Consider the following 17,470-nt stretch of genomic DNA (forward strand, 5'->3'; position numbering starts at 1 on the left):
TTCGCGCCCCCCTCTGTCCTGCCGGACATCTCCCCCACGAGGGGGGAGATTGGCCGTCATCTCTGATTTCGCCAATCGCCAACGTCGCAAAATAGAACGCCGTCAACGAAACAGCCAATCTCCCCCCAAGTGGGGGAGATGTCCGGCAGGACAGAGGGGGGCGCCGAAGAGCGCCACCGCGACAAACAAAACGCCCTTCGGGTTACGCCTGGCCCAGCTACCGTACCGGCGCCGTTAGCGCGAAATGAGCACCCTGCGGATCCGTGCACATCACGATCCAGCCGCCTCCGGGGACCTCCATCGGGCCCATCAGGATCTTGCCGCCATTGTCGGTGACGCGCTTGGCCGCCGCGTCGATTGCGGGAACATTGAAATAGAACTGCCAGACCGGCACCGGAACCTGCTCGGGCTTGTTCATCATGCCGCCGACAGGTTCGCCGCCGGCGACAAACAGCTGGTAAGTGCCCATCGGCCCCATATCCATGGCGTCGCCCTTGGTCCAGCCGAATTGCCCGGCATAGAAATCGAACGCGGCGCGCCAGTCGGTCGTGTAAAGTTCATGCCAGCCGATATGGCCGGGAGTAGTAGCCGGCACCGGCGGCTGGTCAGGGCCGATCGGCTGCAGGAAGTTGAAGACCGCGCCTTGCGGGTCGGCGACGACGGCAAAGCGGCCGACACCCGGAATGTCATCGGGTTCGCGGTGAACCGTACCGCCGGCCTCCTTCAGCGATTTCGTAGAAGCATCGACATCCCTGGTATGGATGTAACCGGCCCAGGCCGGCGGCATGGCCATCTTGCGCACTTCGTCCGGCTGCGTCATCAGCCCTGCAACGCCGCGCTCGCCGACATTCATCACGATATAGCGCGGCATGCCGGGCGCGCCGTCGAAGGGCTGCGCCTTCCAGCCGACCACGTCGGTGTAGAATGCCTCGGCGGCGTCGAGGTCGGTGGTCATCAATTCGTACCAGAAGAAGGACATCGGAGAGTTTGGCATTGTCGTGCTCCTTGGGTTTCCAGTCATCGATCATGCGTGGTCCATCTAGGACGATTTTCGCGACGGAATAGGCCAATATGAAACATGAGTATGGATATCATGTTTTTGTCGTGGCTTTTCAGCGGCTTGCGTCGAAAATTGACCAATTGATAAAAAAACAAAACGTGCTAGCCTTCCCCAAAACAACAAGGAATGGGGAAGCGGAATGGCGACTGGTCATTTCAAGCAGGGCATTGCCGGCGGCCGGCTTTCGCCTGAGCAATATGCCGATAATTTTTCCGACCTGCATCCGCCGCTCGATCATCATGAGGCGCTGGTCGAGTCCGATCGCTGCTACTTCTGCTATGACGCGCCGTGCATGAATGCATGCCCGACCTCGATCGATATCCCGCTGTTCATCCGCCAGATCTCGACAGGCAATCCGATCGGCTCGGCCAAGACGATTTTCGACCAGAACATTTTGGGCGGTATGTGCGCCCGCGTCTGCCCGACCGAGACGCTGTGCGAAGAGGTCTGCGTGCGCGAAGTGGCCGAAGGCAAGCCGGTGCAGATCGGCCGCCTGCAGCGTTATGCCACCGATGTCGCCATGGCTGAGAATAAGCAGTTTTACCGGCGCGCGGCGCCGACCGGCAAGACGATCGCCGTGGTCGGCGCCGGACCGGCCGGGCTTGCAGCCGCCCATAGGCTTGCCCGCCACGGACATGAGGTGACCATCCTGGAAGCCCGCCCGAAAGCCGGCGGTCTCAATGAATATGGCATCGCCGCCTACAAGAGCATCGACAATTTCGCCCAGGCCGAGGTCGATTATGTCACGTCGATCGGCGGCATCGACATCCAGAACGGCAAGGCGCTCGGCCGCGACTACCAGCTGTCGGACCTGACCAGGAATTACGATGCGGTGTTTCTCGGCATGGGGCTTGGCGGCGTCAACGCGCTGCGCGCCGACGGCGAGGATGCGCAAGGCGTCACCAATGCGGTGGAGTTCATCGCCGAGCTTCGCCAGGCCAGTGACCTTGCTAGCCTGCCGGTCGGCCGGCGCGTCGTCGTCATCGGCGGCGGCATGACAGCGATCGACGCGGCGGTGCAATCAAAACTGCTCGGCGCCGAAGAAGTGACAATCTGCTATCGGCGCGGGCAGGAGCACATGAACGCTTCCGAATTCGAGCAGGACCTGGCCGCCGCCAACGGCGTCATCATCCGTCACTGGCTGCAGCCGAAGCGGGTCATTGCCGAAGGCGGCAAGGTCTCGGGCATCGAACTCGAATATACGGCGATGCAGGGCGACAAGCTCGTCGGCACCGGCGAGCGGCTGACGCTCACCGCCGACCAAGTGTTCAAGGCGATCGGCCAGAGCTTTGTCCCGGCTGCGCTCAACGGCAGCGGCGCCTTGCTGGCGCTGGAAGCCGGCCGCATCAAGGTCGATGCCGAAGGCCGCACCTCGCTGCCAAACGTCTGGGCCGGCGGCGACTGCATCTATGGCGGCGACGACCTCACAGTTTCGGCCGTCGCGCAGGGGCGCGACGCGGCCGAATCGATCCAGCGGGCACTGACCTCGAACGGGAGGGCATGAGCATGGCAGACATACGCAACAATTTCGTCGGCATCAAATCGCCGAATCCGTTCTGGCTGGCCTCGGCGCCGCCGACCGACAAGGCCTACAACGTCATCCGCGCCTTTAGGGCGGGCTGGGGCGGCGTTGTCTGGAAGACGCTCGGCGAAGAGGGGCCGCCGGTGGTCAATGTCAACGGTCCGCGCTATGGCGCGATCTGGGGCGCCGACCGCCGCCTGCTCGGCCTCAACAACATCGAGCTGATCACCGACCGCGACTTGCAGATCAATCTGCGCGAGATCAAGCAGGTCAAGAAGGACTGGCCCGACCGCGCCATCGTCGTCTCGCTGATGGTGCCTTGCGAGGAACATGCGTGGAAGGCGATCCTGCCGGTGGTCGAGGAGACCGGGGCCGACGGCATCGAGCTCAATTTCGGCTGCCCGCACGGCATGTCGGAACGCGGCATGGGTGCTGCCGTCGGCCAGGTGCCGGAATACATCGAAATGGTGGTGCGCTGGTGCAAGGCCAACACCCGCATGCCTGTCATCACCAAGCTGACGCCCAACATCACCGACATACGCAAGCCGGCGCGTGCCGCCCTTGCCGGCGGCACCGACGCGGTGTCGCTGATCAACACCATCAATTCGATCACCGGCGTCAATCTCGATAGTTTCGCACCGGAGCCGACGATCGACGGCAAGGGTTCGCATGGCGGCTATTGCGGCCCGGCGGTGAAGCCGATCGCCATGAACATGGTGGCCGAGATCGCCCGCGATCCGGAAACGCATGGCCTGCCGATCTCCGGTATCGGCGGCATCACCACGTGGCGAGACGCTGCCGAATTCATGGCGCTCGGCGCCGGCAATGTGCAGGTGTGCACGGCGGCGATGACCTATGGCTTCAAGATCGTGCAGGAGATGATCGCCGGCCTGGAAAACTGGATGGACGAGAAGGGCCATGCCTCGCTCGACGACATCGTCGGCCGCGCCACGCCCAACGTCACCGACTGGCAATACCTCAACCTCAATTACGTCGCCAAGGCGCATATCGACCAGGAGGCCTGCATCAAATGCGGCCGCTGCCACATCGCCTGCGAGGACACCTCGCACCAGGCGATCACCGCAATCGTCGACGGCAAGCGGCATTTCGAGGTGATCGAGGCCGAATGCGTCGGCTGCAACCTCTGCGTCAATGTCTGCCCGGTCGAGAACTGCATCACCATGGAACCGCTGGCGGCTGGCGTTATCGACCAGCGCACCGGCAGACCGGTGTCGCCGGTCTACGCCAACTGGACGACGCATCCGAATAACCCGATGGCCAAGGTGGCCGCGGAATAGTTTTCCCGGTCGAAGCGCCAGATCGGTTTCGTCCGGTTTAATTGTCGAGGTCGGCGCTGCCCCTCATCCGCCTGCCGGCACCTTCTCCCCGTAAACGGGGAGAAGCCCGCTGGCCGCGGCCTTGGCTCTCTATTCTGCAACGCTGGAGATTGGCGAAAACTTCGATGCCGGCGTCTTTCTCCCCGTTCTACGGGGAGAAATGCCCGGCAGGGCAATGAGGGGCGGCGCCATCGATCGGATAAAATCGCCGGCAGCGCAGCCATCCCTTAGCTGCATTCTAAAACGAGCAATCGCAATCATCCAGAGTCGAGCACTCTCGATTCCACATTGCGGATAAAAATTATCCATGATAAAAGATATCCATGAATTGGAGATCAGCACGATGAAGCTGGGCGAGGGCGTCGAAGCGGCCATCCACTGCGCCGCCATGCTTGCCGGCGTGGAAGGCGCGGCGACCATGCCGGGTGCGGCCATGGCGGAAGCGTTCGGCCTGTCGCCGAGCTATCTCCTCAAGCATCTCAATGCGCTGACGGCGTCGAGCATCCTGGAATCGGTGCCCGGGCCATCGGGCGGTTATCGGCTGGCGCGGCCGGCGGAGCACATAACGTTGCTCGACATCGTGCTCGCCGTGGAAGGGCGCGAACCGGCCTTCCGTTGCGGCGAAATCCGTCAACGCGGGCCGGCTCGGCTCGATGCCTCGGTCTATGTAAAACCCTGCGGCATCAACGTCGCAATGCTGAAGGCCGAGCGCGCCTTTCGCGCCGCTCTTGCCGAGGCGCGGCTGTCCGACATCGTTGCGGACTATATGAGCGATGCCGATCCCCGTTCAGTCGCGGCGAACTGCGCCTTTGTCGAGCGCCATCAGCGACCGCAGAAATCGGGTTCAACCAGCCAAGCGTGAAAGGTAATGACCATGAAGCAGAGGCTGCAATTCTTCGGCGCGGCGCCGGAAATCATGAAAGCGGTATCGGCGCTCAACAAGGCGGTCGACGAATGCGGGATCGAGGTGAGCCTGCTGCATCTGATCAAGCTCAGGGCCTCGCAGATCAATGGCTGTTCGTATTGCGTCGAGATGCACAGCCGCGAGGCGCGCCACGATGGCGAGACCGAACAGCGGCTCTATCTCGTCTCCGCCTGGAAGGAATCGCCGCTGTTTTCCGAGCGCGAACGCGCTGCCTTCGCCTGGACCGACGTGGTGACGAAGATCGCGGACAGCGGCGTGCCGGATGATCTCTACGCAAAAACGCTCGAACAGTTTTCGGAAGAGGAACTGGTCAAGCTGTCCGTTGCGATCGGCATGATCAACACCTGGAACCGGCTCTGCGTTCCCTTCCACGCCATTCATCCAATACCGGCGGCCAAGGCCGCCTGAGCAGACGGGACTGGACGCGCGGCCATCCGCCGCGCGTCTCTTTTTGCTTTGGGATCAAGAACATGTTGTCGAATTTTGAGAATGAGATTCTTTTTGCCGCCTGCCTGCTGCTCGGCGGCGCGTTCGTCTTTGCCGGCCTGCGCAATATCCAGAATGCAAGTTTCCTGACCCAGCTGATGACGACACGCGGCGTGCCGCAGGCGCGGCTGATGCTGTGGCTGGGCATCGTCCTTCAGATCGTCGCCGGAGGGCTGGTGATTGCGGGCATCTGGACCGCTCTTGCCGCGGCATGTCTGATCCTCTTCCTGCTGGTCGCGACACCGATGTTCAACAATTTCTGGGATCACCAGGGTTCGGAGCGCGCCGCCCGCATCAATGGCTTTGTCTGCAATGTCGCGCTGACCGGAGGATTCCTAGCGCTGATGGGCCAGGCGCTTTAAAGGAATGGCGCAGCCGATATGGTATGAATTGTCATCTGCGCATTAATCGCTCCGTTGCGATTGCCTCGTATGATTGGCTCAGTTTCGCTTGTCGGAGTCTTTATGGAGCAAAGCTGGAATAGCTTCTGGGGAAGCGTTTCGCAGGCCTTTCACCTCGCGCTCTCGCCGCTTCGGGCGCTTGCCGAAACATTCGGCTATTTTCCGAGCGATATCCAACTCTGGTGCTTCGTCTGCGGTCTCTTTTTCCTGGGGCTTGTCGTCCCCCACACCTATGGCGATCTCGTGCTTCGGCACCGTCGCGTCTATGTGACAGGCAAGGTGGTGGAGATAAAGATGTCCGGCGACTCGCCCAGGACGCCGACCATCGAATTCGCCGATCGCCTCGGCAAGATCTGGCGCTTTGAATCGCATTTGCCGGTCAATAACATGACCGGTTCGGTCGGAGCGGCGGTAAAGGTCATGTATGACCCCCTGCATCCGAACCGGGCACGGGAAGTGGGGCGGCCGATCATGAAGGCAACCCATACGACGGTCTGGTATGCCATTATCGCCGGGCTAATGGCGCTGGCCTTCTGGCCCGGCCTGACGTCCGATTGAGCCTTTTCGAACAGCGTGCCATACCGCTTGTTTTTGCATGTCGTTATCCCTCGGGTCAAAGCCCGACGGCAGGTTTGTGGGCGACATGCACTATGCGGCAAATCGCAGGCCGGCCCCGCCAGGGCTGCGCCATGCACCTTTGAGCCGGGTCACCTTCATACCCGGGCCAAGCAGCTTCCGCGCCGAGGCTGATGCTGGACGAGCCGCCGACGATCACGGCTTGTTGGATTTTCTCAGTCATGAATGCCGTTCCTTCGATATCGGGGAGGGGCGCCCGACGAGGTCAAGGCTCAATGTCCGCAATTGCTGCCTTGCCTTTGCATCATAGGCTTGCGCGTTGGCGCGAGATTCATTCTGGCCGTCGAAATAAAGGCCGCTCCGCCCTTCGAGCGCCGGCGACGTGGCAAGGTTGAGGATGGCATCGGCGCCGGTCTCGACCGCGTTCCAAGGCGTGATGCCTGCCTGCCGGACCATGGTCGTGTTCATGTAGCTTGCCGGATGCAGGCTGTTGACGGTGACGCCCGTGTTCTTCAGTTCCTGTGCCAGATCGATGGTGAACATGATCTGCGCCAGCTTGCTCTGGCAGTAGGCACGCACGCCGTCATAGTTGCGGGTCAGCATGACATCGTCGAAATCGATTGCCTGCTGGCCGGCCGAGGCGACATTGACGATGCGCGCTGGGGCGCTCGCCTTGAGCAGCGGCAGAAGCTCCGATGTGAGCAGGAAGCCGGCGAGATAATTTACGGCAAAGCGCAGTTCGTAGCCGTCGGCGCTGACCTGTCGTTTGGTGCCTGCGGTGCCGATGCCGGCGTTGTTGATGAGAATATCGAGCCGGCCCGTGTGGGCGCGAACAGCCTCGGCGAGACGGCGGACTTCGGCGAGCGACGAGAGATCGGCGACGAGAAGCTCGGCCTTCCCACCAGCGGCTTCGATCTCGGCGACCGTCGCCTTGCCCCGCGTCCCATCGCGGCCATGCACCAGGATCCGCGCGCCGCCGGCGCCGAGCCTTTGCGCGACCAAACGGCCGACGCCATCTGTCGATCCGGTGATGAGGATTGCCTTGTCGTTCAGTTCCATGCTTGGAGCCTCCATGTCATTGCTCTAAGTGGAAGATGGGACGTCCGGCACCGGTCAAACAGGCCAAACTTTATCCTGGTATCGATACTGCCTATACGCCGATGGGTCCCCCGACGCATTCAGCCGATGCTGGCCGCAGCCCGTCAGCTTCGTCATCCTGGGGCGCAGCAAGGAGCGGAGCGACGCAGCGCAGACCCCAGGATGACGAAACGAGAGTTAGTGGTGAAAGTCTGACACTTGGTACCGGTGGACGGCAAGAATCGACCCATGCCCTTCCTTCTGGTCAGCGCTACGACAATCCGTGACCCAATCACGACAGCCGAAATCATAGCGGGCAGAGCATCGAAACACCGCTCTTGGAACGAACTTCCCGTTCGGAATGACCCGAGGCGGTCATGCCCCAGTGGCAAATTCCAACGTCTCCGGGACCAGCTTTCTTAATATCGCCAATGGGCCACGATTTTTGGCAGAAGGAGAGAGAGAGGGAGCCTGAGCTGCCGAGCTCGCTTCCATTGATGCGGTTTGCATTTATCCGCGTGAGGTAAAGCTCGCGCTTCTATTCCGGGCAACAAGGGTGTGCGAGGTGCGAAGTAGCCGGCTGAGCCGCATTTCACTTCTTGCGCGGATCGTCAGCCGGGTTGATGTAGTTAATCCCTCCCGGACCGACAAAATGAACTTCGATGATACCCTCTTCCCCTGCTGTCCAGACGTAATGCGCGTGATTTGCTGGTTGCGCGTAGAAGGTGCCCGGTTTGAGCAAGTCACCATTCTTTTCGACCCTTTCCCCAACACCAAAGCCGACGCTACCGCTGATCACAGTAATGGTCTCGGCATACGGGTGAGTATGGGGCGGAACCTGATAGTTGGCCGGAAACTTGGCGCGCAGGACGACCACGTCGCCAGCTTTCGCCGGATCGCCCACCAAGATGGCGGTTTGAGCCCCTTTCGGCAGGTTCGGATTATCCTTCCATACCAGCTTGTCAGGCGTAAGCAGGGTCACATCCATATCGTCCGCGAATGCCGAACCTCCACATACGGTCAAAACTGCTGCAACTGTAATACCGAAGGCAAGTGTGGATCTGCGATTCATCGATTTCATCGCTTCCTCCTTTTAGCATGTGCGTGGTGCGCACGAACAAATCATCCCAGAGCCCGACCCGACCAATTGTCAAATCAACTAATCGGTGGTCGCCACAGCCAACCCCCACCGTCGGGAATCGCGGCGTGAGGCGACCTTCCCTGTTCCCGCTGTGTAGGTCAGGATATGGCGCTAGCTTCACATTCCGGTAGTCAACTCAGACGGCAAGATTCCACCCAACCTTGCCGTTTCAAGGGGTGCCAAGCGTCAGGCTTTCACCACTAGGAAGCGCCAACAGAGTGAGCGCCCGGCGCTTGCGTGCCACGCGCAAACCTTCAAGGCCCCTTGATAAGGGTTAGCTTCCGCAAGAGGTTCCGCCGTTCGGTCTTTTCGGTCGCATAGTGGAAGGGTCTCAACCACGACGATTTCCGCGTCGTACACCTTGCCAACTACAACCAATCACCAAGTCGGGGTGGAAACTGCCCTTGTAGGAATCTCCGTCCGGCACCACAAAATGGAATGACCGCCCCGGCAGATCGGTCCCGACCAGCATCCCGCGCGCTGTAACCACAGCAGTCTTGTCGTCCGCAGTGGCTCCAATCACATCGACGATGCGTTCCATGTGGCGAATTTCGACAACTTGACCAAGCTGTCTGCCGTCAGACCTGTTCCAGCGAACGTCCGCCGAGAATTTTGCTTCGACGTTGACCGCCGACCAATCGAAGACCCTTTTGACGACCGCATTCCCGAGAGAACTGGCGATGTCTCGGACGCTATGATTGTCCTCGATATCAATGACTTGGAATAGAGCCTCAATCGGCGCATCCATCCGACCGTTGAAAAAGTCTCTCTCACTCTGGGCGAGCAGCACAACACCAAGGGACCCGCTGTAGGAATAGCCGTATTCGAGCATACTCTCGAACTCTGCTTCTTTCCCAATTACGGCGCGCTCCTTCAGGACCCCATTTCGTATTGAATCGTAAATCTGACTGAAAAGATGTTGATAATTTAGGAATGACTTGGCGACAAACGGCAACGAATACCCAACATCGGCTGCCGGGATTAGACGATAATCACAGACGTCAATGCGGTTGATTTCCGCAAGACGCAGCAGTTCATTCTGCGCCTGCTCTGCCATTCTTCTCATGGCAGACAGATTCAGCAACAGATTACGGTCGGCCGGCGACCTCACCTCCGCCGGTGTTCCGCCAGCCGAGACCAGGGCATGGAAGATGTCGACCCGGATGCCCTTGGCTGCCCATCGGACGAAGCGGTTGTAGAGCGTCTTGCGCGGGCCGTAGGCATCCGGTGCGTCGACCCAACGACCGCCTGATTTCAGGACATGCACGATGCCGCTGATTACCCGGCGATCATCAACCCGCCGCTTGCCGCGTGTGTCAGTTGGCAACAGCGCCGCGAGTCGCCGAACTGCTCCTCGGTCAGCCAGAAATAATCGAGGTTCATCCTTGTAGTCTCCCTTTGCGGCGAAATCCCCGTTGATTCCGTGCCTCCTTTGGACCACTGTCCCTAAATCGGCAAAGGGCCGCGCCCGGATGAAGGACTCAGGGGGAGGGCAATGCCCAACGCCTTCACCACTCTCGTCGGCATAGAAATTCCGATTGTCCAGGCGGCCATGGGTGGAGCTACTTCTCCGCAATTCGCCGCCGCGGTGAGCAATGCAGGCGGTCTCGGGATGCTCGCCCTCGGCTGGAGTCCGCCTGAAGCGGTACGCGCAGAAATTCGGGCCACCAAGGCCCTGACCAAACGGCCGTTCGGCGTCAATCTCGTGTTGACTTATCCGCAGGAGGAGCGCCTCGCGATCTGCTTGGAAGAAGGCGTGCCGGTAGTCTCATTTTTCTGGGGCCAGGCAGGTTCGCTGACGGCTGCGGCGCATCGTGGCGGGGCAAAGGTCCTGCATACGGCAGGAGGCGCCGAACAGGCTCGGATATCAGCCGAAGATGGTGCCGACGCAATCGTCGCGCAGGGCTGGGAGGCGGGTGGCCACGTTTACGGTACAGTTGCCACGATGGCGTTGGTTCCGGCGGTTGTTGACCGGGTCGCGCCAGTCCCCGTTCTTGCTGCCGGTGGCATTGCGGATGGACGCGGTCTAGCCGCGGCGATGGCACTTGGTGCCGCGGGCGCTTGGATCGGTACCCGCTTTCTCGCGAGCATCGAAGCTCCAATCCACCCGCGCTATCGCGACCGCATTCTCACAGCAAAGGAGACGGACACAGAATACGGGACTGTTTTCGATGTCGGCTGGCCCGACGCTCCGCACCGTACCCTCCGCAACAAAACGATTGAAGCTTGGGAGGCAGCCGGACGCCCGCCGGCGGGTAGGCGTCCCCACGAAGGCGCGGTCGTTGCAAAGTCGCCGTATGGCGACGTGGTTGCATACCAATCTCATACGCCGGGATCGGGTGACCAGGGCGATATCGACGCCCTTGCCCTATGGTCGGGCCAAGGCGTTAGCCTCGTCCGCCGCGTCCAGCCGGCCGCCGAGATTGTCCGCGAAATCAGCGACGAGGCGCGGGCAATCCTCGCACGGCTTGGGAACGATCCATCTTTCTAAGGCCTGTGTGGGAAGTACCGCCGATCTCAATCGCGAACTTATGGGTCCGGACTTCCTAGCTCTTCGGCTTTAGCCCATCAATGAACAACTGCTCGAGAAACCTTGCCGCGTCCTCGAAGCGGCCGTCGCCGCCGCGGTCGGGGCCGAGCACGGCGCGGACCTGAACGTCGAAATCGGCATAGTGCTGCGTCGTCGCCCAGATCGAGAAGATCAGGTGCCAGGGGTCGGTGGGCGCAATCTTGCCGGCGCGCATCCAGCCCTTGATGACGGCGGCCTTCTCGTCGACGAGCGTCCTCAGTTCGCCTTCCAGCATCGGCATGATGCGCGGCGCGCCCTGCAGGATCTCGTTGGCGAACAGGCGGCTTTCCCGAGGGAAATCGCGCGCCATTTCGAGCTTGCGCCTGATATAGCTGCGCAATTCGGTCAAGGGGTCGCCGATGTCGTCGAGTTCGCGCAGCGGCGCCAGCCAGGTGTCCAGAAGTCGCTGCATCAGTGTCTCGTGGATATCCTCCTTGCGGCGGAAATAGTAGAGCAGGTTCGGCTTCGACATGCCGGCGGCTTCGGCGATCTGGTCGATGGTCGAGCCGCGAAAGCCGTTGGTCGAGAACACCTCGAGCGCCGCCTCCAGGATGAGCTCGCGTTTTTCCTGCTGGATGCGGGTGCGGCGAGGAGCGGGAATTTCCATGTCGGCCGTCACCGCGGCATACCCTGGGTTGGAGGGCCATCTGGACCAATTCTCTGGACCAGTTTTTCTCCGGCCTGTGGAGCGCGCCTCAGCTGCCGCATTTCCGCTAGTAATCCCTTGACCGCCGACAGGGCGGTGCTAACGTTTGTCCAACCGGTCAAAAATTTGCGTAGCACGAAAACGCAGCAGAGACCAAGTGTCGGGAAGACCAAGCGTTAGCCGCACCGAAACAGGTTACAAGGGGAAGTCTTGGTCATGTCCAACCGGCTGAAAGTCACGCCGAACGATCTCAGCGCATTCTGGATGCCGTTCACGGCAAACCGGCAGTTCAAGCAGGCGCCGCGCATGATGGTGTCCGCCAAGGACATGCATTACACGACGAGCGACGGGCGCAAGGTTTTAGACGGCACTGCCGGCCTGTGGTGCGTCAATGCCGGCCACTGCCGGCCGAAGATCACCGAGGCGATCCAGAGCCAAGCCGCCGAACTCGACTATGCGCCGGCGTTCCAGATGGGTCACCCGATCGTCTTCGAACTGGCGAACCGTTTGGTCGACCTGGCGCCGGAGGGCATGGACCACGTGTTCTTCACCAATTCCGGATCGGAATCGGTCGAGACCGCGCTGAAGATGGCGATCGCCTATCACCGCGCCAAAGGCGAGGGCTCGCGCACCCGCCTGATCGGCCGCGAGCGCGGCTATCACGGCGTCAATTTCGGCGGCATCTCGGTCGGCGGCATCGTCACCAACCGCAAGATGTTCGGCACGCTGCTCGGCGGCGTCGACCACATGCCGCACACCCACCTGCCCGAGAAGAATTCGTTCACCAAGGGCGTGCCCGAGCATGGCGCGGAATTGGCCAACGAGTTGGAGCGCATCGTCGCGCTGCACGACGCCTCGACCATCGCGGCCGTCATCGTCGAGCCGGTGGCCGGTTCCACCGGCGTCATCCTGCCGCCGAAGGGCTATCTCGAGAGGCTGCGCGAGATCTGCACCAAGCACGGCATACTTTTAATTTTCGACGAGGTCATCACCGGTTTCGGCCGTCTCGGCACGCCGTTTGCCGCCGACTATTTCGGCGTCACCCCCGATATCATGACCACCGCCAAGGGCGTCTCCAACGGCGTCATCCCGATGGGCGCGGTGTTCGTCAAGAAGGAAATCCACGACGCCTTCATGACCGGCCCCGAGCATATGATCGAGTTCTTCCACGGCTACACCTATTCGGGCAATCCGATCGCCTGTGCGGCAGCACTCGGCACGCTCGACACCTATAAGGAAGAGGGCCTGCTGACCCGCGGCGAGGAACTGGCGCCGTATTGGGAAGACGCGCTGCATTCGCTGAAGGGCGAGCCGAACGTCATCGACATCAGAAATATCGGCCTGATCGGCGCGATCGAGCTGGCGCCCATTCCCGGCAGTCCGACCAAGCGTGCCTTCTCGGCGTTCGTCAAGGCGTTCGAGCGCGGCGCGCTGATCCGCACCACCGGCGACATCATCGCGCTGTCGCCGCCGCTGATCATCACCAAGGGCCAGATCAACGAATTGATCGACCATGTGCGTGAAGTGCTGAGGGCGGTGGATTGAGAAACGCGGCGCAGCTTTCCCTAGGGACGCCGCGCAATCGATGAGGTTTTAGAATATGGCCGCTCCCGGCGAGAATCTGCGAATCAATTCAGACCGTTTGTGGGATTCGATAATGGAGATGGCGAAGATCGGCCCCGGCATTGCCGGCGGCAACAATCGCCAGACGTTGACCGACGCGGACGGCGAGGGGCGGCAGCTGTTCAAGCGCTGGTGCGAGGCGGCGGGACTTGAAATGGGCCTCGACGAGATGGGCACGATGTTTGCCCGCCGCGAGGGCATCGAGCCCGATCTGCCGCCGGTCTATGTCGGCAGCCATCTCGACACCCAGCCGACCGGCGGCAAATATGACGGCGTGCTTGGCGTGCTCGGCGGCTTGGAGATCGTGCGCTCGCTCAACGAGCTCGGCATAAAGACAAAACATCCGATCGTCGTCACCAACTGGACGAATGAAGAAGGCGCGCGCTTTGCGCCGGCGATGATGGCGTCGGGCGTGTTCGCCGGCGTCCTCGACCAGGCCGACGTCTACGAGCATGTCGACAAGGACGGCAAGAAATTCGGCGAGGAGCTCGAACGCATCGGCTGGAAAGGCAGCGAGAAAGTCGGTGAGCGCAAGATCCACGCCTTCTTCGAGCTGCATATCGAGCAGGGCCCGATCCTCGAGGACGAGGGCATCGACATCGGCGTCGTCACCCATGGCCAGGGGCTGAAATGGCTGCAGGTGACCCTGACCGGCAGGGAGGCGCATACCGGCTCGACGCCGATGCCGAAGCGCCGCAATGCCGGGCTCGGCATGGCGCGGGTAATCGAGTTGGTGCACGAGATCGCCATGGACTACCAGCCCGACGCCGTCGGCGCGGTCGGCCATATGGAGGTCTATCCGAATTCGCGCAACATCATCGCCGGCCGCACCATGTTCACCATCGACATCCGCTCGCCGGAAAAAGAGGTGCTCGACGCCATGGACGGGCGCATCCGCGAAGGCATCGACACGATTTGCGAAGCGCTCGACATCCAATATCAAATCGAGCAGGTCGGCCATTTCGATCCGGTGACTTTCGATCCGGGCTGCGTCAAGGCTGTGCGGGATGCGGCCGAGCGCCTGGGTTATACGCACCGCAACATCGTCTCCGGCGCCGGCCACGACGCCTGCTGGATCAACCGCGTCGCGCCGACGGCGATGGTGATGTGCCCTTGCGTCGACGGGCTCAGCCACAACGAGGCCGAGGAAATCACCAAGGAATGGGCGGCGGCCGGCGCCGACGTGCTGTTCCACGCCGTGGTGGAGACGGCGGAGATCGTGGGGTGAGACGTCGGCGCCGTACCCCTGATCAAGCAGCCGCTCCCCAAGAAGCGCGAAGAGAACAAGGGAACAAAAAAATGTCCAAAGTCATCAAGAACGGCACCATCGTCACCGCCGACCGAACCTGGAGGGCCGACGTGCTGTTCAAGCACGGCAAAATCATCGCCATCGGGCCGGACCTGCATGGTGATCACGAGTTCGACGCCACCGGCTGCTACGTGATGCCGGGGGGCATCGATCCGCACACCCATCTCGAAATGCCGTTCATGGGCACCTATTCGGCCGACGATTTTGAAAGCGGCACCCGCGCCGCGCTTGCCGGCGGCACCACCATGGTCGTCGATTTCTGCCTGCCGGCGCCGCAGCAGTCGCTGCTCGAGGCCCTGCAGATGTGGGACAACAAGACCTCAAAAGCCTCCTGCGACTATTCCTTCCACATGGCGATCACCTGGTGGGGCAAGCAGGTGTTCGACGAGATGGCCACCGTCGTCGACAAGGGCATCACCTCGTTCAAGCACTTCATGGCCTACAAGGGCGCGCTTATGGTCGACGACGACGAGATGTATTCGTCGTTCCAGCGCTGCGCCGACCTTGGCGCGCTGCCGCTCGTCCATGCCGAGAATGGCGACGTGGTGGCGGCGCTGTCGCAGAAGCTGCTGGCCGCCGGCAATAACGGCCCCGAAGGGCACGCCTATTCGCGGCCGCCTGAAGTGGAAGGCGAGGCGACCAACCGCGCCATCATGATCGCCGACATGGCCGGCGTGCCGCTCTATGTCGTGCATGTCTCCTGCGAGCAGGCCCATGAAGCCATTCGCCGGGCGCGCCAAAAAGGCATGCGGGTGTTCGGCGAGCCGCTGATTCAGCATCTGACGCTCGACGAGAGCGAATATTTCAACAAGGACTGGAACCATGCGGCGCGCCGGGTGATGAGCCCGCCGTTCCGTAACAAATTGCACCAGGATTCGCTGTGGGCAGGCCTGCAGGCCGGATCGCTGCAAGTGGTGGCGACCGACCATTGCGCCTTCACCACCAGCCAGAAGCGCAACGGTGTCGGCGATTTCACCAAGATCCCGAACGGCACCGGCGGCCTCGAGGACCGCTTGCCGGTGCTGTGGACCACCGGGGTCAACACCGGACGGCTGACGATGAACGAGTTCGTCGCGGTGACCTCGACCAACATCGCAAAAATCCTCAACATGTATCCGAAGAAGGGCGCCATCGTCGAAGGCGCCGACGCCGATATCGTCGTCTGGGACCCGACGCGCAAAAAGACGATCACCTCCAAGAAGCAGCAGTCGGTGATCGACTACAACGTCTTCGAGGGTTTTGAGGTGACCGGCCTGCCGCGTTTCGTCTTTTCGCGCGGCGAATTGTCGATTCAGGAGGCTGAGGTCAAGGCGAAGCCCGGCCATGGCGAGTTCGTCGCTCGCGAGCCGAATGCAGCAGTCAACCGGGCGCTGTCGACCTGGAAGGAAATTTCCGCGCCGCGCAAGGTGGAACGGTCAGGTATTCCGGCGACTGGGGTGTGAGCTGCTTGGTTTTCGCCTCAGGCGACCAGCCCATCCAGTTCCGGCAGCAGCACGACGCTTTCCTGTTCGTTGGGATCGGTGCGGGCGATGACCGCCGAGGCCGGGCTGTCGCTCAGATTGGCCGGCAGATGCGGCACGCCGGCCGGAATGTAGAAGAGGTCGCCGGCCTTGGCCACGATCTGCTGCTCGAGCCGGTCGCCATACCAGGTATGGACCTCGCCGGAGAGCACATAGATCGCCGTCTCATGGCTTTCGTGCATATGCGCCTTGGCGCGGGCACCGGGCGGCATGGTGAGCAGGTGCATACAGATGCCGGTAGAGCCGACCGTCTCAGTGGCGATGCCGGTGAAATAACTCAGTCCCTGCTTGCCTTCATAAGAGCTTTCGGGGCGGATAAGATGGCAGGTGGGTTTGGACGACATCGGGCAAACTCTCGATCGAGTGGGACAAGATAATTGGAAAGCAGCATTTTGGCAAAAGCAACGGGAGTCCGGCCGGCGCGGCGGCGGCGCGAAAAGCCAGGCTGCGGCCTATGACGGGAACATCGCCAGCCGTCGTTTCGGCAAGCAAGCTCGGCCTGACCTTCCAGACCAATGACGGCCCGGTGCAGGCGCTGTCGAACGTCGACCTGACCATCGGCAAGGGTGAATTCGTCTCCTTCATCGGGCCGTCCGGCTGCGGCAAGACGACCTTGCTGCGGGTCATCGCCGATCTGGAGAAGCCGACATCGGGAAGCATCGCCGTCAACGGCATGACACCCGAGCAGGCGCGCCAGAGCCGCGCCTATGGCTATGTCTTCCAGGCGGCCGCGCTTTATCCCTGGCGCACGATCGAGCGCAATGTGGCGCTGCCGCTGGAGATTATGGGCCTCTCGAAGACAGAGCAGGCGGCGCGTATCAAGCGCACCCTCGACCTCGTCAACCTGTCCGGCTTCGAGCAGAAATACCCGTGGCAGCTTTCCGGCGGCATGCAGCAGCGCGCCTCGATCGCGCGCGCGCTGGCCTTCGACGCCGATCTTCTGTTGATGGACGAGCCATTCGGAGCGCTGGACGAGATCGTGCGCGACCATCTCAACGAACAGCTTCTGGAATTGTGGGAGCGGACCAACAAGACGATCTGCTTCGTCACCCATTCCATTCCCGAGGCGGTCTACCTCTCGACGCGGATCATCGTCATGTCGCCGCGCCCGGGCCGCGTCAGCGACGTCATCGAATCGACGCTGCCGAAAAAGCGGCCGCTCGACATTCGCGAGACGTCGGAGTTTTTGGCGATCGCGGCGCGGGTGCGCGACGGCCTCAGGGCAGGGCACAGCTATGAGGATTGAGGTGAAGTGGAAGTGGCTTGCGCCTTCAACGC

General features: G+C 61.6%; 16 protein-coding genes and 1 pseudogene. 11 read left to right on the forward strand and 6 right to left on the reverse strand.

The window, feature by feature from the left end; translation table 11 throughout:
- Positions 1-217: 217 nt before the first annotated feature.
- On the reverse strand, positions 218-994 hold the full coding sequence (locus tag NMG70_RS31305) for a VOC family protein (protein ID WP_254028059.1): 777 nt from the start codon (positions 992-994) through the stop codon (positions 218-220).
- Positions 995-1,199: 205 nt separating this feature from the next.
- Between NMG70_RS31305 and NMG70_RS31310 the strand changes: the two genes are divergently transcribed.
- The 6 genes from NMG70_RS31310 to NMG70_RS31335 all read left to right on the forward strand — a co-directional run bounded on the left by NMG70_RS31310 (position 1,200) and on the right by NMG70_RS31335 (position 6,289).
- Positions 1,200-2,564 (forward strand): NAD(P)-dependent oxidoreductase, encoded by a 1,365-nt coding sequence (locus NMG70_RS31310; RefSeq protein WP_254028060.1) that lies wholly within the window; start codon positions 1,200-1,202, stop codon positions 2,562-2,564.
- A gap of 2 nt (positions 2,565-2,566) precedes the next feature.
- Entirely contained in the window at positions 2,567-3,880 is a 1,314-nt protein-coding gene (gene preA / locus NMG70_RS31315; RefSeq protein ID WP_254028061.1) for an NAD-dependent dihydropyrimidine dehydrogenase subunit PreA, read from the forward strand.
- A 382-nt stretch (positions 3,881-4,262) separates the two neighbouring features.
- Positions 4,263-4,781 carry an RrF2 family transcriptional regulator gene (locus NMG70_RS31320; protein WP_254028127.1) on the forward strand — a complete coding sequence of 173 codons (519 nt, stop codon included), beginning with the start codon at positions 4,263-4,265 and terminating at the stop codon, positions 4,779-4,781.
- A gap of 12 nt (positions 4,782-4,793) precedes the next feature.
- Positions 4,794-5,252, forward strand: a complete 459-nt coding sequence (locus NMG70_RS31325) for a carboxymuconolactone decarboxylase family protein (RefSeq protein WP_254028062.1) — start codon at positions 4,794-4,796, stop codon at positions 5,250-5,252.
- 62 nt (positions 5,253-5,314) lie between these two features.
- Positions 5,315-5,692 carry a DoxX family protein gene (locus NMG70_RS31330; protein ID WP_254028063.1) on the forward strand — a complete coding sequence of 126 codons (378 nt, stop codon included), beginning with the start codon at positions 5,315-5,317 and terminating at the stop codon, positions 5,690-5,692.
- A 102-nt stretch (positions 5,693-5,794) separates the two neighbouring features.
- Positions 5,795-6,289: a DUF3592 domain-containing protein gene (locus tag NMG70_RS31335; RefSeq protein WP_254028064.1), complete on the forward strand. Its 495-nt coding sequence runs from the start codon at positions 5,795-5,797 to the stop codon at positions 6,287-6,289.
- A gap of 237 nt (positions 6,290-6,526) precedes the next feature.
- On the opposite strand, the gene NMG70_RS31340 is transcribed toward NMG70_RS31335, so the two are convergent.
- The 3 genes and pseudogenes from NMG70_RS31340 to NMG70_RS31350 form a co-directional block, all read right to left on the reverse strand.
- Positions 6,527-7,366: an SDR family NAD(P)-dependent oxidoreductase gene (locus NMG70_RS31340; RefSeq protein ID WP_254028065.1), complete on the reverse strand. Its 840-nt coding sequence runs from the start codon at positions 7,364-7,366 to the stop codon at positions 6,527-6,529.
- Positions 7,367-7,976: 610 nt separating this feature from the next.
- Positions 7,977-8,465 carry a cupin domain-containing protein gene (locus NMG70_RS31345; protein ID WP_254028066.1) on the reverse strand — a complete coding sequence of 163 codons (489 nt, stop codon included), beginning with the start codon at positions 8,463-8,465 and terminating at the stop codon, positions 7,977-7,979.
- Positions 8,466-9,633: 1,168 nt separating this feature from the next.
- A pseudogene (locus tag NMG70_RS31350) lies at positions 9,634-9,908 on the reverse strand (transposase); the annotation flags it as partial.
- A 112-nt stretch (positions 9,909-10,020) separates the two neighbouring features.
- Here NMG70_RS31350 and NMG70_RS31355 point away from each other — a divergent pair.
- Positions 10,021-11,016 carry an NAD(P)H-dependent flavin oxidoreductase gene (locus NMG70_RS31355; protein ID WP_254028067.1) on the forward strand — a complete coding sequence of 332 codons (996 nt, stop codon included), beginning with the start codon at positions 10,021-10,023 and terminating at the stop codon, positions 11,014-11,016.
- 55 nt (positions 11,017-11,071) lie between these two features.
- On the opposite strand, the gene NMG70_RS31360 is transcribed toward NMG70_RS31355, so the two are convergent.
- Positions 11,072-11,701, reverse strand: coding sequence for a TetR family transcriptional regulator C-terminal domain-containing protein (locus NMG70_RS31360; RefSeq protein ID WP_254028068.1), 630 nt, complete (start codon positions 11,699-11,701; stop codon positions 11,072-11,074).
- A 255-nt stretch (positions 11,702-11,956) separates the two neighbouring features.
- On the opposite strand from NMG70_RS31360, the gene aptA reads away from it, so the two are divergent.
- The 3 genes from aptA to hydA all read left to right on the forward strand — a co-directional run bounded on the left by aptA (position 11,957) and on the right by hydA (position 16,114).
- Positions 11,957-13,285: an omega-aminotransferase AptA gene (aptA, locus tag NMG70_RS31365; protein ID WP_254028069.1), complete on the forward strand. Its 1,329-nt coding sequence runs from the start codon at positions 11,957-11,959 to the stop codon at positions 13,283-13,285.
- A 55-nt stretch (positions 13,286-13,340) separates the two neighbouring features.
- Positions 13,341-14,591, forward strand: coding sequence for a Zn-dependent hydrolase (locus tag NMG70_RS31370; protein WP_254028070.1), 1,251 nt, complete (start codon positions 13,341-13,343; stop codon positions 14,589-14,591).
- Positions 14,592-14,662: 71 nt separating this feature from the next.
- Complete coding sequence (gene hydA / locus NMG70_RS31375; RefSeq protein WP_254028071.1) at positions 14,663-16,114, forward strand: dihydropyrimidinase; 1,452 nt, start codon at positions 14,663-14,665, stop codon at positions 16,112-16,114.
- A gap of 17 nt (positions 16,115-16,131) precedes the next feature.
- On the opposite strand, the gene NMG70_RS31380 is transcribed toward hydA, so the two are convergent.
- Positions 16,132-16,536, reverse strand: a complete 405-nt coding sequence (locus NMG70_RS31380) for a cupin domain-containing protein (protein WP_077383060.1) — start codon at positions 16,534-16,536, stop codon at positions 16,132-16,134.
- A 110-nt stretch (positions 16,537-16,646) separates the two neighbouring features.
- Between NMG70_RS31380 and NMG70_RS31385 the strand changes: the two genes are divergently transcribed.
- A complete protein-coding gene (locus NMG70_RS31385) occupies positions 16,647-17,438 on the forward strand; it encodes an ABC transporter ATP-binding protein (protein WP_254028072.1) in 792 nt (263 codons plus the stop codon).
- The last annotated feature ends 32 nt before the right edge of the window (positions 17,439-17,470 follow it).

Origin of the sequence: Mesorhizobium ventifaucium (genome assembly GCF_935822925.1) — a bacterium.
Taxonomy (GTDB): domain Bacteria; phylum Pseudomonadota; class Alphaproteobacteria; order Rhizobiales; family Rhizobiaceae; genus Mesorhizobium; species Mesorhizobium ventifaucium.

Coding starts and splice junctions, on each gene's coding strand:
- NMG70_RS31370 (WP_254028070.1), top strand. CDS start 13,341: ATGGCCGCTCCCGGCGAGAATCTGCGAATCAATTCAGACCGTTTGTGG.
- NMG70_RS31380 (WP_077383060.1), bottom strand. CDS start 16,536: ATGTCGTCCAAACCCACCTGCCATCTTATCCGCCCCGAAAGCTCTTAT.
- hydA (WP_254028071.1), top strand. CDS start 14,663: ATGTCCAAAGTCATCAAGAACGGCACCATCGTCACCGCCGACCGAACC.
- preA (WP_254028061.1), top strand. CDS start 2,567: ATGGCAGACATACGCAACAATTTCGTCGGCATCAAATCGCCGAATCCG.
- NMG70_RS31305 (WP_254028059.1), bottom strand. CDS start 994: ATGCCAAACTCTCCGATGTCCTTCTTCTGGTACGAATTGATGACCACC.
- NMG70_RS31340 (WP_254028065.1), bottom strand. CDS start 7,366: ATGGAACTGAACGACAAGGCAATCCTCATCACCGGATCGACAGATGGC.
- aptA (WP_254028069.1), top strand. CDS start 11,957: ATGTCCAACCGGCTGAAAGTCACGCCGAACGATCTCAGCGCATTCTGG.
- NMG70_RS31360 (WP_254028068.1), bottom strand. CDS start 11,701: ATGGAAATTCCCGCTCCTCGCCGCACCCGCATCCAGCAGGAAAAACGC.
- NMG70_RS31310 (WP_254028060.1), top strand. CDS start 1,200: ATGGCGACTGGTCATTTCAAGCAGGGCATTGCCGGCGGCCGGCTTTCG.
- NMG70_RS31355 (WP_254028067.1), top strand. CDS start 10,021: ATGCCCAACGCCTTCACCACTCTCGTCGGCATAGAAATTCCGATTGTC.
- NMG70_RS31320 (WP_254028127.1), top strand. CDS start 4,263: ATGAAGCTGGGCGAGGGCGTCGAAGCGGCCATCCACTGCGCCGCCATG.
- NMG70_RS31330 (WP_254028063.1), top strand. CDS start 5,315: ATGTTGTCGAATTTTGAGAATGAGATTCTTTTTGCCGCCTGCCTGCTG.
- NMG70_RS31345 (WP_254028066.1), bottom strand. CDS start 8,465: ATGAAATCGATGAATCGCAGATCCACACTTGCCTTCGGTATTACAGTT.
- NMG70_RS31335 (WP_254028064.1), top strand. CDS start 5,795: ATGGAGCAAAGCTGGAATAGCTTCTGGGGAAGCGTTTCGCAGGCCTTT.
- NMG70_RS31385 (WP_254028072.1), top strand. CDS start 16,647: ATGACGGGAACATCGCCAGCCGTCGTTTCGGCAAGCAAGCTCGGCCTG.
- NMG70_RS31325 (WP_254028062.1), top strand. CDS start 4,794: ATGAAGCAGAGGCTGCAATTCTTCGGCGCGGCGCCGGAAATCATGAAA.